Source organism: Vibrio sp. Isolate23, assembly GCF_022398095.1.
In the GTDB taxonomy this organism is placed as follows: Bacteria; Pseudomonadota; Gammaproteobacteria; order Enterobacterales; family Vibrionaceae; genus Vibrio; species Vibrio coralliilyticus_A.
This window is the reverse complement of record NZ_JAKEUV010000006.1, coordinates 70612-84955: the sequence shown is the minus strand read 5'-3', so window position 1 is coordinate 84955 and position 14344 is coordinate 70612. Positions and strand designations below refer to the sequence as shown.

Genomic DNA, 14344 nt, shown 5'->3' with positions numbered 1-14344 from the left:
TATACTTCTCGTTAAATTAAATTATTTTGCAAGAACATCTAGAATGCGTTGGCAGGCTTTTCCATCACCGTAAGGGTTATGTGCAAAGCTCATTTTCTTATAGGCCTGTTCATCTTCAAGCAAAGTCGTTAAACCTGAAACGATTCGATCTATGTTAGTACCAACCAACTTAACCGTGCCAGCTTCTACTGCCTCTGGGCGCTCTGTCGTATCTCTCATGACCAACACGGGCTTACCTAAAGAAGGGGCTTCTTCTTGGATACCTCCCGAGTCGGTAAGAATAATATGAGATCTATTCATCAAGTAAATAAATGGCAAATATTGTTGAGGCTCAATCAGATGTACATTGCTTATTCCCGCAAGAATTCGATTGACAGGCTCACGTACATTAGGGTTCAAGTGCACTGGATAAACGATTTGAACTTCTGGTTGCTTCTGTGCAGTAAAGGCTAACGCTTCACAAATACGCTCAAAACCGCCACCAAAGCTTTCTCTTCTATGACCAGTAACAAGTATTAACTTTTTATCTTCGTGAAGGAATGGAAATAATTCAGACAAGTACTGCTGAAGAGCCTCATCTTGATCTATTTTTTCTTTGATCATCAAAAGAGCATCTATAACAGTATTGCCTGTCACAGAAATGCTCTCTTTATCAAAGTTTTCTCTCAACAAGTTGCTTTGAGAAGTCTCTGTCGGTGCAAAGTGAAATTGAGTTAATGCACCCGTCAACTTTCTGTTTGCTTCTTCTGGCCACGGAGAATAGATGTCTCCTGTTCTTAATCCTGCCTCGACATGACCAACAGGAACTTGCTCGTAGTATGCTGCTAGGCTAGCAGCAAACGTTGTTGCTGTATCACCATGAACTAAAACCACGTCGGGTTGAAACTCTTGTAATACCGATTTTAGTTCTAATAAGATTCGAGCTGTTACATCGTTTAGTGACTGCCCCATCCTCATTAAATTCAAGTCATAATCTGGCTTGATTTCAAATAGTTCAAGCACTTGGTCTAACATCTCTCTATGTTGAGCCGTTACACAACACTTTGCTTCAAATCTTTCGTCAGCAGATAAAGCATGAACCAAAGGTGCCATTTTTATCGCTTCAGGTCGCGTACCAAATACCGTGAGGACTTTTTTCCTTGACATATAGAACCTATAAAACCAACTGCATTGTATAAGTAATCATCCAGTGCTTTACCTAGATACGCACCAAAAGAACAACTATGTTTTCACTAAAAAGATTGTAAATATTAACTTATATTTCTTTTTCATTCGACTACTCCCTTCATACTTCACCACTTCCTATGACAGCGTTAACAAGCATGATATGATATTCGCACTTTATCACTCTGAGTCTTAGGAACATTATGATCATCGTAACAGGCGGTGCTGGCATGATTGGCAGCAACATCGTTAAAGCATTAAATGAGAAAGGCATTAACGACATTTTGGTAGTCGACAATCTTAAAAATGGTAAAAAATTCCAAAACTTGGTTGATTTAGAAATAACAGACTACATGGATCGTGATGATTTCCTAACTCAAGTCATGGCGGGTGATGACTTCGGGCCGATCGAGGCAATATTCCACGAAGGTGCTTGTTCTGCGACAACAGAGTGGGATGGTAAGTATATCATGCTCAACAATTATGAGTATTCAAAAGAGCTGCTCCATTACTGCCTTGAGCGTGAAATTCCTTTCCTTTATGCCTCTTCAGCAGCAACTTACGGTGAAACTGATACATTCATTGAAGAGAAAGAGTACGAAGGCGCACTAAACGTATACGGCTACTCAAAACAGCAGTTTGATAACTATGTTCGTCGAATTTGGCAAGATGCTAAAGAGCATGGAGAAAAACTGTCTCAAGTAACTGGTTTCCGTTATTTCAATGTTTATGGCCCTAGAGAACAACACAAAGGTTCAATGGCATCTGTTGCCTTTCATCTAAACAACCAGATGAACGCAGGTCAAAATCCTAAACTATTTGCTGGCAGTGAAACATTCAAGCGTGACTTCGTTTACGTCGGTGATGTTGCAGCAGTAAACTTATCATTTTTAGAAAGTGGCCAGTCAGGTATCTTTAACTTAGGTACAGGGAATGCTGAATCTTTCGAAGAAGTCGCTAAAGCCGTAATTAAGTTCCATGGCAAAGGTGAAATTGAAATTATACCATTCCCAGAACACTTAAAAGGTGCTTACCAAGAATTTACGCAAGCCGATCTAACCAAGCTGCGTGCAGCAGGTTGCGAGCATAAATTTAAATCTGTGGCGGAAGGCGTTGCTGAATATATGCAGAAGATAAATAAATAGCCTCTAATATTTTAAAGGCTTATATGGGAAAGGGGGTTCCATTACCACCTTTTTACTGCCTCTCCACTAGAAAAGGTAAGTTGTGACAAAACCGGCAATTCTTCATATTTGTCTTTCCCAAGGCTGGGGGGGGCTTGAGATGTATCCTATACGTACAGGTAAGCAATTTTCAGAACGTGGTTACTCGGTTTACGGACTTTGCGTGTCCGGTACTCAAGTGGCACAAGGAATGAGAGATGCTGGCATAGAAACCTTTGAAATTAGAAGTAAAGGAAAGCTGATTTTTTCTGAGTTGTTTAAACTCAATAAGTGGCTAGAACAAAAAGATGTTTCAATTATACATTGTCATAAATCAGGGGATATTCTTATTTCAGCCCTTCTCAATCTAATGTCCAAGAGAAAAGCATTCTTCACAGAACATATGGGCGTTACTCGTCCTAAAAAAGACCTATATCACAAATGGGTATATTCCCACCTTAATCAAGTTTTCTCAATTAGTGACGAGACATATCAAAGAAACATTAAATCCCTCCCTGTTATCAAAGAAAAAATATCTCGGCTATGGCTAGGTACTGATATACCTTTAGCGCCTATTGAAGATCAGAAAGCGATCAACTTAATTAAAGATGAACTAAGTATGCCACAACAATCAGTCATCATTGGTAATGTAGGTAGAGTCTGCCCAGGGAAAGGACAAATGGAGCTCCTAGAAGCATTTGCTTTACTACATAAAAAGTATCCGACTCTACAATTGCTGCTTGTTGGGGGGTTAGATGTTACAGATGGTTCTGATAATGATTTCGTAAAACAGCTTAAGGCGCGAATAGCTGAGCTGAACTTAACAGATAGAGTACACTTAACTGGATTTAGGAAAGATACAGAACGAATGCTGGCAGCAATGGATATTGTATGCCTACCCAATCACAATGAAGCATTCGGATTAACAGCCATTGAAGCTATGGCAGCAAAGAAGCCAATAGTGGCGGCTAATACAGGCGCGCTGCCAGAAATTCTCATCTCAACCGCTTTACAAACAGACCCATTAGATCCTCAAAAAATAGCAAATAACATAGAACACTATCTGATTGACAATGAGCTAATGAATAAAAATTCAAATTTAGCGTATCAGCGAGTTCAGTCAGAATTTTCGATGAATGCCCATATAGAAAAGCTTGCGAAGCACTACCATCACAGCTGACTTAATTCCCTTGCCCAATCAAGGCTAGCTTGACCTTGATTGGGTAAGATTCAAAGACAATAAGCCGATCACAAGAGTGAATAAATAAACCACATGCGTATGGTGGAAAGGCACATCAGATAATCCCGCAATGAGCACAAGCATAACCATCACTTGGATAATAACGCTATCTTCTTTTTGTTTTTGGTCCTTATTGAGTCTTATTGGATAAAAAAACCAGACCATCATAATTAACAGACCAACAGAACCATACCTAGCAAGGGTATCTATATATTGATTATGGAGATGAGGCTGTCGATAAGCCATTCTATTGGGAACTTTGCGAATGCCTTCTTCTAACATTATATCGCCTTGTCCCAGAATAGGTTGCTTTTGCCAAACATCTACACCGAACGTCCATAAATCCAATCGCGCACCAACGGATGTCTCATAATTCCCTTTACTTATAGAATTAAACTCAACCACTGTTCTATCAATACGTTCATTTATCATAGGCTTAAATGAAAAATAAATAGCACTCAAACCAATCAATGTGAAAGCTCCTAGCTTCATAAAAGATAAAGCATTAAAGCTTCTGTATATTACAAACATCATAACTATTGGGTATGCTACCCAGACCCCTCGAGAATCAGTCAAGATTAGTGCCCATAGAGACAATAAAAAACCTACAATACATAATCCTTTAATAACTCTAGATTTATAGTACTTAGTCAGGGATAAAGATGATAAAGACACAAATGAGCAGTAAAGTGCATAAGGTATTGGATTAGTTGCCATGCCGACCCTAGCCACATTTAAGTAGTAGTGTTCGAATATAGCATTAAGCCCACATACATATGCGGAAAATATAATTGTATTATATACCCAAGCCCTAGAAAACTTACTCCAAGGAATAACTGACAAATAGATTAAACACGTAATTAAAGTTCGAGGTAATCCAAAATTATCCCCCCTCAAAACATACATAAAAGAGCAATATGTAAAGGTCAGAATGCTAGCTAAAAAAAACTTTTTATAATTATTCTGTTTAAAATTAACCTTAATATGTTTTCTATATTTTATAACACTATAAACAATAACAATAACTGTGACTCTTGAAACTAAATATTTAGTATCAGTGAAGTTAAAAATTGATATTAAAACTAAAAAAATTGGAGAGAAAATAAATGCCTTCTCCAACTGATGAACTAAATTCTTCATTGATACTTTCTGTTATAAATGCGTAAGATAAGCTTTCTGTATAGAGAGTACAGCTCTCGAGTAGGTTTCCGATACCAACTAGCTTTACTTTCTTCACCTAGTTGAATTGTTGTTTCGAACTCTTGGGGGTTTTCAACAACAGCAGGGGAAAGGATATAAGACGGCATATCATGTAGATACAAAGAGCCAACATAGTTATCTACTGGCATGCACCATCGTTTAGAGTGGCGAACAAGTTTTTTGGCAGCACTCGGGGAAATCGCATAGCACCTGAGTCCACCATAGTTATTTGTCATAAAAGAGATACTAAAATTATCACTTTCTTCCTTGAGGTACAAAACCCCTTTGTCAGTTTTAGGCTCTAAACGCAAAAATCCATAACTATCGATTTTTTCTTGAACCACTTTTAAACTACTCGGAAATGAAGGCAAGATTGCTGCGTCATCCTCAAAAACTATAATAGGCTCATCAAGCTCAATCGACTTTTTCCACAGAAGGTAATGACTTCCGTATACACCTAGCTCTCCTTTCGAGGGCATTCTGCCGCTGGTAAGCCATAGTCGTTTAGCATAGTTATAATTTTCGAACAATTTGTGAGGAGGCTCTGCTCTGCCGTCAACTGCATCAAAAAACTCAAAATCAATATTAAGTTGGTCTAGCTGCTTCTTGATGTACTCTCTACGCTCAGGACTACGCTTTAAACTAATAACAAAAACTTTCACTAAACACTACCAAACCAAGAGAAATGGACGCCATTAGACCATATATGACAATTAAATTGAACCTAATTTCACCAACACTCACACAAACCTAACGTCACATCTCCATCCCACGATCCTCTTAATAATTGATGTTTACCCAACGAATCAAGAACACGAAAGCAACTGGTTTCACCCAAAGACTTATCCAAGTGTTTAGCACAACTCAATCATAACTACGTTCAATATCCATAAACCCAACTATATTAACTGTGTTTTCAACACAGTTATAGACAACGTCATTACATGGTCATTGCTTTATATTTTAGTTAATGAGCTATACCATATAAAAATGATATGGATAGATATAGGTGAATACAATGTTCAGTTTTACTAACAGACTAAGAAACAAAATAAAAATATCGGGTCGACATCAATTCGCAATAGATCCATCTTCAAAAATACGACAATGTAAGATTGTTATTAAAGGAGATAACAACAGCCTAAAAATAGGAAAAAATGCAAACTTGCGTCGTTGCAACATTGAAATAGATGGTAATAATTGTCATTTAATAATTGATGACAACACAATCATAGGCCATGACTGCTACCTATCCGCCAGAGAAAATGGAATTAAGCTCAGAATAGGTGAAGGAAGCATGCTATCCCGAAACGTAAAAATCATGACCAGTGATGGTCATAACATTACTAAAGATGGAAAACGCATTAACTTTGCTCAAAGTATCGACATTGGCTCTAAGGTTTGGCTAACCGATAATGTAACCGTTTTAAAAGGAGTGACTATCGGTGAAGGATCGATCATTGGCATTAATTCTACTTTGACTAAGTCAGTCCCATCGGGCGTCATTGCGGTTGGTAACCCTGCCAAAGTCGTACAGAATGAAGTATCATGGCAGCATGAACTGACTTATTAGGTGCACCCTAGCTTCTTAAATGAAAATTCTCATTATCGGTCCCTCTTGGGTTGGCGACATGGTGATGTCGCAAAGCTTGTATACGACTCTCAAAGCCAAACATCCAGACTGTGAGCTGGATGTTCTTGCTCCTGCTTGGTGTAAGCCCATACTAGAGCGTATGCCTGAAGTACATCAAGCCATAGAGATGCCGATTGGTCATGGTGACTTCAATCTGTTTGGTCGAAGAGCTATTGGGCATGAACTACGTAAAAATAATTATAGTCATGCATACATCTTACCTAATTCAGCAAAATCAGCTCTAATTCCATGCTTTGCTCGAATACCGAAACGAACAGGTTGGAAAGGAGAGTTCAGATACGGTCTGCTGACAGACCTTCGTCCTGACAAGCGTGTTTTTCAATATATGGTCGAGCGGTATGTCGCGCTCGCCTCATCTTCTTCCTCTATGCTGGAAGAGGTGGCGTTGGCTAATTGCCCAAAGCCAAGACTAACAGTCGACATCACTTCTCAACTCGCTGCTCGTCAGAAACTAGGTTTAGATAGACAGCTTCCAGTCGTAGGCCTATGTCCTGGGGCAGAGTTTGGCCCGGCAAAGCGCTGGCCAGAAAAGTACTACTCAGCTCTTGCCAAATATCTTATAGATAAAGGCCAGCAAGTTTGGTTGTTCGGCTCAGAAAAAGACAAAGCTGTCACCGAACAAATCAAATCAGCTCTTACACCAGAACAACAACAATACTGTTTTAATTTAGCAGGGAAAACATCCCTTATCGAGGCGGTGGATTTGTTGGCAGCCTGTCATACCGTTGTATCAAACGATTCAGGTTTAATGCATGTTTCTGCGGCGGTCGGGTGTAATATAGTCGCTATTTACGGCTCTAGTTCACCAAAATATACGCCACCTCTGACTGACACGTTAGAAATGGTGCATACTGACGTTGAGTGTCGGCCGTGCTTCAAACGAGAATGCCCACTTGGTCACCAAGACTGTCTCAATAAACTAATGCCTTCTCAAGTCATCAATGCTGTTGATAAATTTCTAGAGCAATAATTCATGAAACACCTATGGTTTGAGCGTGGTGCTTACGCTTCTAAAAAAGCACGCAAGTATATTCAAGATGATTTTCAGCCTCAAAAAATCAAGAAAATAGCAGTAATTAGACACGCAGCACTTGGGGATCAGGTTGTTGTTCGTCCATTTTTGGTTGAAGCACGAAAGTTTTTCCCTAACGCAGAGATAACCTTAGTGCCAGTCTCTAACTATATGTATGGTATACCGAGTGACTTGGTTGATCATGTTCATGTGATGCCAGGAAAAGAGCCAGGGAAAACAACATCTGTCAAAGAAAAAGTTCAAAACATCAAACAACTAGGCGAACAAGACATAATTTTCGATTTGGCGAGCACTAACCGTTCTCATTGGATGACAGCATTAAGTAAAGCCAAACTAAAAATAGGCTTTCCATACAAATGGTACTTCTGCGGTACTTTATTTAATGTTGCCGTTCATCGCTCTGATTTTCAGCCAGAAGTGGAATGCATGTTAGATATGCTCAAGCTACTAGGCCACAACCCCTCTCACCCACTGGACTTTGCCTATCCAGATCATCGCAAACTGGTAGACACTGAAGCTCCCTATGTGCTCTATTTTAACGGCGCCTCGCAGCTGCGAAAAATATTATCCAAAGAACAAATGTTTGCGGTATTAGAGAAGGCAGTCCAAGAGAACCCAAATCATACTCACGTGTATCTGGAAGGCAAAAATGACTTTGAGAAAGGGGATTTTTGTCAAAGCCTTTTAAAATATCCTAACTTTAAAATTCAGCCGTGTTTGCCACTTGACGAACTCGTAGACTTAACGGCGAAAGCAACGTTAATGGTCGCTCCTGATACTGGCGTCCGGAACATTGCAATTTCGACCCATACACCAACTGTAGGCATTTTCTATGCGACAGTGCCGTTTCGATATACGCCTTTGTATGAGCACCATGATATCGTGATGAGTGCTGATGGCTCAATACCGTCCACGGTACAAATCACAGATGCAATTTCCCGTGCCCTATCGAGCCAATAACTTCATTTCGGAATTTTATAAGCAGCAATGAAAAATCTATCAATTTTAGTTTCCAATCGACTCATTAGGCTCATCGGCAACATTTTTAAAATGTTGTCATACCCTTTTCATGCTTTGTTTCCAAATAAACGCTTTACGATTCCATCTTTGTCTAAGCCGAAAGTGGTTTCTAGTGAGCAAACCAAGATTCCCAAGATAATATGGCAAACCAACTTCTCTGCACGAAGTACTTTACCTGTTTATCTTAACTACCTGTTCAATCGCCTGATGTCATTAGATTATGAGTATCGCTATGTTAGTACAGAAGAACGTGCCGAGTTCATCAAAGCCAATGCTTCTGAGCGAGTATATAACGCTTACATGCAATTAAACGATGGTGCTGCACAAGCTGATTTATGGCGACTCATTACTATCTATACCCATGGTGGTATTTACATGGATATAGACGCAACACTCGTATGGCCGCTCAAGCATATCCTGCCTCAAGATGATAACGCGATGTATGTGAAGCTTGAAAAGAATCAACACTTTACAAACTTCTTTCTCGCATCAGAACCAAATAACCCAGATTATGAATTAGCCATCAACAAGATTGTCGAGAACATTGAAAGTCGAAATATTGCGCAAGGAGTCTATTTTTTAACGGGCCCGATGGTGATCACTGAGGTTCTAGAAAATAAACAGGTTGCTTACAAAGAAAGGAAGTACGTTTGTATACAAGGCACATTTACGAATGAGCACTTTCAATACCTAGATAAACCTCGTAGCAAATGGACACATAAAAAACCGGAAGATCTCCTCAAGTGATACGAGTTCTATATACACTTTTACTAGTCATTGCACTTCCTTTCCTTTTACCAAGCTTATATAAACATAAGCTTGGTAAACCTTCCGTGGGCTCTCGCTGGAAAGAACATTTCGGTTTCACACCTAGCCTGAACAACCCTGAGAAAAAGCCTGTCATATGGATTCACGCTGTTTCAGTGGGAGAAGTTATTGCTGCATCACCGTTGATTAAGAAGATACATCAAGCCCGGCCAAATGCTAAAATCCTTGTCACTACTACAACTCCAACAGGTGCTAAGCAAGCAGAAAATTTAAAAGAATATGCCGAACATAGATATATGCCTCTGGATTTTACTTGGGCAGTCAAAACCTTTTTAAAAACAGTCAGACCAAAACAGTTAATCATTATCGAAACTGAACTATGGCCCAATACATTGATAGCTGTATCTAAACAGAATATTCCTATCACTATCGCAAACGCACGTTTATCCGATAAATCATTTCGAGGCTATACAAAAATCAAGCCTTTGTTTGATAACTTTTCTCCTGCTTTAAGCCAAGTCATCTGTCAGCACAAAGATGATGCTAAAAGGTTTGAGAAACTGGGAATACCACAAAGTAAAGTCTATGTCTCAGGCTCCATAAAGTTCGATATCTCTATTTCAGCTAAGCAATTAGAAACGGCAAACCGACTCAGGTCTGAGTTAGGCTACTCTCGCCCGATTTGGATTGCTGCCAGCACCCATGAAGGTGAAGATGAAAAAATACTCGCTGCCCACTCACAAGTTGTTGAGCATGTACCAAATGCCCTACTCATACTGGTTCCTAGACACCCCGAACGATTTAATGATGTCATGGTACAATGCAGTGAACACTTCACAACTGTACGTCGGACAACCAAAGTAGCAGTTACAGAAAATACAAAAGTGTATTTAGGTGACACTATGGGTGAAATGTTGACACTCATTGGCGCGAGTGACGTCTGCTTTATGGGGGGGAGCTTGATTGGAAGTAAAGTGGGAGGGCATAACCTATTAGAGCCGGCCGCACTCTCAAAACCAACCCTGACTGGACCGAGTTATTTTAATTTTGCCGACATCACACAACAGTTATTGGCTGAAAATAGTTGTCAAATAATCAATTCAGAGTCTGATCTAGCAGACAAAATCATTTTGCTTCTTCAGTCTCCAGCGCTCAGGGGTGAACAAGGCCAAGCGGCCTTAGATGTAGTGGAACGGAACCGAGGCGCACTCGAAAAAACAGTCCAATACATATTTGGAGAAAAGTGATGAGTTTGAAGAAGTTGTCCAAGTTATACCATTATGTGAGATGCGTACCCAAAACACTCTTCTTTAATTTTTATTACCTTCCATTTAGCCAAGCGATAAAATTGCCAATTCTGGTTAATCATCGCACCAAGTTTGTGTCTTTAGGCGGTAAAGTATCTATTCCTGAGTCTGCCAAACTAGGGAAAATCAAACTAGGGTTTGGGCGTGTACAAATAGCAGATAGCAAGTACTCTCGCTTTATATGGAACGTTGATAAAAACGGGCACATTAAGTTAGGCCATCACATTAAGATAGGCACAGGTTCCAAACTTCACATCACTGGAACATTAACCATTGGTTCGGGAAGCAATTTTACGGGCGAAGCGACTATTGTTTGTCATCGAGAAATATCTTTCGGTCACAACTGTTTAGTCTCTTGGCAGACTCTATTTATGGATTCAGATCTACACAAAATTACCGATTCAGAAAATCAACAAACTAATCCAGATCAACCAATCACCATTGAAGATAAAGTATGGGTTGGCGCTAGGTCTACGATTCTTAAAGGGGCTCACGTAGCAACCAATTCCGTTATCGCAAGTACTTCTACTGTGTCTCGTCAGTTTGATGGCAATACCGTTATCGGTGGAAACCCCGCACATGCCATTGCAGACTTTACAGGGAAAGCGTTCCACCTATAACACTTAGAGCCTGCTATTTTTCATATTCCATAAAGACAGTCGTATAAAAACGTAAAAACGATAAATTTCACGAGTCACTTTAAAATAAATAGGCGTTTTGAGTTTCGCTCCGCTATTTTGAATCGTAGTTCCCATGTCTGCAGGATCTAACACTAAATAAGGAATAATACCGGTACACTTTAAACCTGTGCGGTATGACTCACCGATATGGTTATCCACTGCGCATAACCAGCGCTTACTCTTATCAAGAAGCTTCTTTGCACCGCTAGGAGAAATACTGTATCCACGTGTTCCCCCACGGTTATCGTGCCAAAATACACTGTGAGAACCATTAATCTCTTCTAATAGAGTCGCTTTGCCATTTTGTGGCTCAACTCGAATATATTCATAACCTTTATTATGCATTTGCCCTAAAGTGTTTAAAGACGACTTCATAAAGTGAGTAGGTAAACAATCGTCTTCAATAATCAAAATCGGCTCATTGAGTTCTATACAGTTTTGCCATAGACGATAATGACTGGCATAACAACCACGCTCACCTGGAGTTAATGGTCTGCTACGAAATATTCTCCGATGTTGATCATCCGGTAAATTGATCAAGTCTTCAGGCAGGCCTTTTCGTCCATCGACAGCATTGAAGAACTCAAATTGGATATCTTGAGCTTCTAGTGTATTCTGGATTCTCTCTTGTCGCTCAGTAGACTCTATCAACGATATTACAAAAACTTTCATAGAGAACACCTTTACAAAAACAACTTTGTTACGTCTTTAAGCACAGACCAGAAAAATCGAATACGGAAAATACGCATGATCTTCAAATCACGATCTGTAATATTCATATGTTCTTTAATGACATTGAAATCAAGATTAGGGTTAACACGAGATAAACGCTCAAAATACCTCATAGATAGCACTCTGCATGTTAAAGTCGTTAGAGGTGTCTGCTTATAAAAACGTGTTCTCATATCAAAATCATTACAAACAAACCTTTCTAATACCTCTTTCTTCATGCTTTCATTCTCAGCCCATCGATAATAAGAAAGGTTCGCTTTAACTCTAATCGAATTATAACTATTGATATAGCGACATAAGAAGTCATAATCTGCTGTAGGGTATAAATCCGGGTTAAAGCCTCCAACATCCAAGCACACCTGTTTATCCATAAGTATGCCCAACGAGCCTGGGTTAATATTTCCCCAAAAGCAATCCTTTAATTTAAGTTCTTTTTCTTTTATTTTCTTATCACTATTATATGGATGAAGATCACTTTGGTTGGTAAAGCTCTGGTTATCTACTTTAACAAAACTATATTTTTCGTATTTTGAAACAATATCTAACCAGTCTTTATCGAGTAAATCATCATCATTAAGTATTGTAATTCTACTTGCGTCGGCAAGTTCAATACATCGATTCCAATTCCCAAACATACCGATATTTTCATCATTAATATAATAACGAATTTTACTGTCTATACCTTTTAAACTCTCTATTATTTGCTTAGAGAATTCTCGACTATCGTCATTATCAACAATCACTATTTCAAACTTGATATGTCCCGATTGCTGAGCAGCAGACTTTACGGCTTCCAGTAGAAGTTTTGGCCTTCTATAAGTAGGAATTGTGATTGAGACTTCGACCGCCTCTTCTTGCTCTATTACATTACTCCACAATAATTGAGACTTTACTGCTGTATATTTATTAAAGTGATTGGTAGTCGATGTTAAATCAAACATTTTATTTTGGCCCTAAGAGATATTTAATACCTTCTTGCAGTGAAATTTTTTTCTTCCACCCGGGAAGTAGGGTATAAGCATGATGAGGAGGAGCCATAACTTCTCTGTCACGATAAGGGCGCATCCCCCAATTGATTCTGACTGGTAGCTGGGTAACACTTTCAACAAGGCTAACTAGCTCTCTTAGCGACGTGTCATCCCCAGTTAAAATGGAAAATTCCTCACATCTAGGAGTATCTGATGAGGCGACTCGCTTTAATGCTACGTTCAACGCGTTAATAGCATCACTAATGTGGCAAGCTTCAAACCTTTGCTCCCCGAGGCTCATATCTAAATCATTGCCTTTTTCAGCGGTTTCAATCAGTAATTGAATAATTTTTTTTCGATGATCTTCTTTGCCGTAGGTATCGTTGAAATGTAAATGTAGGCTATGCCATTTATACGCATCAGAGTAGAAATTCAATAACTCCTGAAAAGCCTGCTTGGTCGCAGCATATAGATTGGCGTAACGATAATGCTCTCCCTCAAACTTTTGCCATGTTGTACCTACATTGACGATTCGACATGTGCCCGTTTGATTCATCGCTTCGAGTAGTTGAGTACCAAATACAATATTAGCCTCTAGCATCGGGGTGATATCGCTTTCCTGATGGGCAGCCCGATAACAGGTAGCAAGATGCAAGACGACATCAATGTCCGTTAACGCAGCCTTAATTGAACTGATTGTTCCATCGTATTCATGAATACGAGCACCTGTAATAGAGCCATTGTTTGCCCTTACCAATGCATGAATGTCATACTCATTTCTCAAGGTGGCAATAAATTGCTGACCAATAAAGCCTGTCGCACCTGTCACTAATACTTTCATAAGAATGGGCTCTCATAGTTTTCTAAACTGGGAAATGATTGATCTCTCTCAGAAATAATCAATTCTCCTAGTGGTGCACCCTCAGTGTCTAAGCCCACACTTGACCATAAAATACCCTTATCTAGCTCTGGCGCATAAACATTATCAGTTTTGTAAAGCAACGTCGCATGCTCTGATCGCGTAAGAAAGCCGTGAGCAATACCTTTAGGGAGATAGACAAGTTGTGGTTTATTTGCATTCAATTCCACCGTGACAAGCTTGCCATAAGTCTGGGATGATTTCCGGATATCAACGAAGAAGTCGAGTACTTCCCCCTCTAGGCAAGTCACGATTTTGTTATGTGCAGCAGGTGGCTCTTGAAAGTGAAGTCCCCGCAGAACATTCTTTTTCGATACAGAATAAAACTCTTCTTGAAGGTCAAACTCAGAAATTGGCGTACCTTCAAAGAAGCTTGGATGAAAGGTTTTAATAAAGGCGCCGCGATGATCTTCAAACTTTGGAAGATCAATTAAGTAGCAGCCTGAAATATCGAGGTGCGTTATATTCATAAAATAAAGCCAATGATTTCTCATTG

General features: G+C 39.5%; 15 protein-coding genes. 8 read left to right on the top strand and 7 right to left on the bottom strand.

The features are described 5' to 3' along the window. Window positions 1-21 precede the first annotated feature (21 nt). Window positions 22-1146, bottom strand: coding sequence for a UDP-N-acetylglucosamine 2-epimerase (non-hydrolyzing) (gene wecB, locus L1D31_RS15260; RefSeq protein WP_239837937.1), 1125 nt, complete (start codon window positions 1144-1146; stop codon window positions 22-24). A 221-nt stretch (window positions 1147-1367) separates the two neighbouring features. On the opposite strand from wecB, the gene rfaD reads away from it, so the two are divergent. Together rfaD and L1D31_RS15250 are read left to right on the top strand one after the other, a co-directional pair. Next, window positions 1368-2309, top strand: coding sequence for an ADP-glyceromanno-heptose 6-epimerase (gene rfaD, locus L1D31_RS15255; RefSeq protein ID WP_239837936.1), 942 nt, complete (start codon window positions 1368-1370; stop codon window positions 2307-2309). A gap of 82 nt (window positions 2310-2391) precedes the next feature. Beyond that, window positions 2392-3507, top strand: a complete 1116-nt coding sequence (locus L1D31_RS15250; RefSeq protein ID WP_239837935.1) for a glycosyltransferase family 4 protein — start codon at window positions 2392-2394, stop codon at window positions 3505-3507. Between the two features lie 24 nt (window positions 3508-3531). On the opposite strand, the gene L1D31_RS15245 is transcribed toward L1D31_RS15250, so the two are convergent. Together L1D31_RS15245 and L1D31_RS15240 are read right to left on the bottom strand one after the other, a co-directional pair. Further along, the gene (locus L1D31_RS15245; protein ID WP_239837934.1) at window positions 3532-4707 is read right to left on the bottom strand and encodes an O-antigen ligase family protein; all 1176 of its coding nucleotides are present in this window, start codon (window positions 4705-4707) and stop codon (window positions 3532-3534) included. Further along, on the bottom strand, window positions 4704-5429 hold the full coding sequence (locus L1D31_RS15240) for a glycosyltransferase family 25 protein (protein WP_239837933.1): 726 nt from the start codon (window positions 5427-5429) through the stop codon (window positions 4704-4706). The genes L1D31_RS15245 and L1D31_RS15240 overlap by 4 nt, the downstream gene beginning before the upstream one ends. A gap of 356 nt (window positions 5430-5785) precedes the next feature. On the opposite strand from L1D31_RS15240, the gene L1D31_RS15235 reads away from it, so the two are divergent. From L1D31_RS15235 to L1D31_RS15210, 6 genes are read left to right on the top strand one after another with little or no spacing between them, the layout of a single operon-like run. Beyond that, on the top strand, window positions 5786-6340 hold the full coding sequence (locus tag L1D31_RS15235; protein WP_239837932.1) for an acyltransferase: 555 nt from the start codon (window positions 5786-5788) through the stop codon (window positions 6338-6340). A gap of 19 nt (window positions 6341-6359) precedes the next feature. Beyond that, window positions 6360-7391: a lipopolysaccharide heptosyltransferase II gene (gene waaF / locus L1D31_RS15230; protein ID WP_239837931.1), complete on the top strand. Its 1032-nt coding sequence runs from the start codon at window positions 6360-6362 to the stop codon at window positions 7389-7391. Window positions 7392-7394: 3 nt separating this feature from the next. Next, window positions 7395-8414 carry a glycosyltransferase family 9 protein gene (locus tag L1D31_RS15225; RefSeq protein WP_239837930.1) on the top strand — a complete coding sequence of 340 codons (1020 nt, stop codon included), beginning with the start codon at window positions 7395-7397 and terminating at the stop codon, window positions 8412-8414. 27 nt (window positions 8415-8441) lie between these two features. Further along, window positions 8442-9221, top strand: coding sequence for a glycosyltransferase (locus L1D31_RS15220; protein WP_239837929.1), 780 nt, complete (start codon window positions 8442-8444; stop codon window positions 9219-9221). After that, window positions 9218-10489: a lipid IV(A) 3-deoxy-D-manno-octulosonic acid transferase gene (waaA, locus tag L1D31_RS15215; protein WP_239837928.1), complete on the top strand. Its 1272-nt coding sequence runs from the start codon at window positions 9218-9220 to the stop codon at window positions 10487-10489. The genes L1D31_RS15220 and waaA overlap by 4 nt, the downstream gene beginning before the upstream one ends. Beyond that, on the top strand, window positions 10489-11169 hold the full coding sequence (locus L1D31_RS15210; RefSeq protein ID WP_239837927.1) for an acyltransferase: 681 nt from the start codon (window positions 10489-10491) through the stop codon (window positions 11167-11169). Before waaA ends, L1D31_RS15210 begins: the two co-directional genes overlap by 1 nt. 3 nt (window positions 11170-11172) lie before the next feature. Here the strand turns inward: L1D31_RS15210 and L1D31_RS15205 are convergent, their stop codons facing one another. From L1D31_RS15205 to L1D31_RS15190, 4 genes are read right to left on the bottom strand one after another with little or no spacing between them, the layout of a single operon-like run. Beyond that, window positions 11173-11901: a glycosyltransferase family 25 protein gene (locus tag L1D31_RS15205; RefSeq protein ID WP_239837926.1), complete on the bottom strand. Its 729-nt coding sequence runs from the start codon at window positions 11899-11901 to the stop codon at window positions 11173-11175. Window positions 11902-11912: 11 nt separating this feature from the next. After that, the gene (locus L1D31_RS15200) at window positions 11913-12902 is read right to left on the bottom strand and encodes a glycosyltransferase family 2 protein (RefSeq protein ID WP_239837925.1); all 990 of its coding nucleotides are present in this window, start codon (window positions 12900-12902) and stop codon (window positions 11913-11915) included. A gap of 1 nt (window position 12903) precedes the next feature. Further along, the gene (locus L1D31_RS15195; protein ID WP_239837924.1) at window positions 12904-13770 is read right to left on the bottom strand and encodes an NAD(P)-dependent oxidoreductase; all 867 of its coding nucleotides are present in this window, start codon (window positions 13768-13770) and stop codon (window positions 12904-12906) included. After that, on the bottom strand, window positions 13767-14342 hold the full coding sequence (locus L1D31_RS15190) for a dTDP-4-dehydrorhamnose 3,5-epimerase family protein (protein WP_239837923.1): 576 nt from the start codon (window positions 14340-14342) through the stop codon (window positions 13767-13769). The genes L1D31_RS15195 and L1D31_RS15190 overlap by 4 nt, the downstream gene beginning before the upstream one ends. Between the last annotated feature and the right edge of the window lie 2 nt (window positions 14343-14344).

What these genes read in the sequence shown, in the direction of transcription:
- wecB (WP_239837937.1), bottom strand. Translation starts at nt 1,146, where the DNA reads ATGTCAAGGAAAAAAGTCCTCACGGTATTTGGTACGCGACCTGAAGCG.
- rfaD (WP_239837936.1), top strand. Translation starts at nt 1,368, where the DNA reads ATGATCATCGTAACAGGCGGTGCTGGCATGATTGGCAGCAACATCGTT.
- L1D31_RS15245 (WP_239837934.1), bottom strand. Translation starts at nt 4,707, where the DNA reads ATGAAGAATTTAGTTCATCAGTTGGAGAAGGCATTTATTTTCTCTCCA.
- L1D31_RS15235 (WP_239837932.1), top strand. Translation starts at nt 5,786, where the DNA reads ATGTTCAGTTTTACTAACAGACTAAGAAACAAAATAAAAATATCGGGT.
- waaF (WP_239837931.1), top strand. Translation starts at nt 6,360, where the DNA reads ATGAAAATTCTCATTATCGGTCCCTCTTGGGTTGGCGACATGGTGATG.
- L1D31_RS15225 (WP_239837930.1), top strand. Translation starts at nt 7,395, where the DNA reads ATGAAACACCTATGGTTTGAGCGTGGTGCTTACGCTTCTAAAAAAGCA.
- L1D31_RS15220 (WP_239837929.1), top strand. Translation starts at nt 8,442, where the DNA reads ATGAAAAATCTATCAATTTTAGTTTCCAATCGACTCATTAGGCTCATC.
- L1D31_RS15210 (WP_239837927.1), top strand. Translation starts at nt 10,489, where the DNA reads ATGAGTTTGAAGAAGTTGTCCAAGTTATACCATTATGTGAGATGCGTA.
- L1D31_RS15205 (WP_239837926.1), bottom strand. Translation starts at nt 11,901, where the DNA reads ATGAAAGTTTTTGTAATATCGTTGATAGAGTCTACTGAGCGACAAGAG.
- L1D31_RS15200 (WP_239837925.1), bottom strand. Translation starts at nt 12,902, where the DNA reads ATGTTTGATTTAACATCGACTACCAATCACTTTAATAAATATACAGCA.
- L1D31_RS15195 (WP_239837924.1), bottom strand. Translation starts at nt 13,770, where the DNA reads ATGAAAGTATTAGTGACAGGTGCGACAGGCTTTATTGGTCAGCAATTT.
- L1D31_RS15190 (WP_239837923.1), bottom strand. Translation starts at nt 14,342, where the DNA reads ATGAGAAATCATTGGCTTTATTTTATGAATATAACGCACCTCGATATT.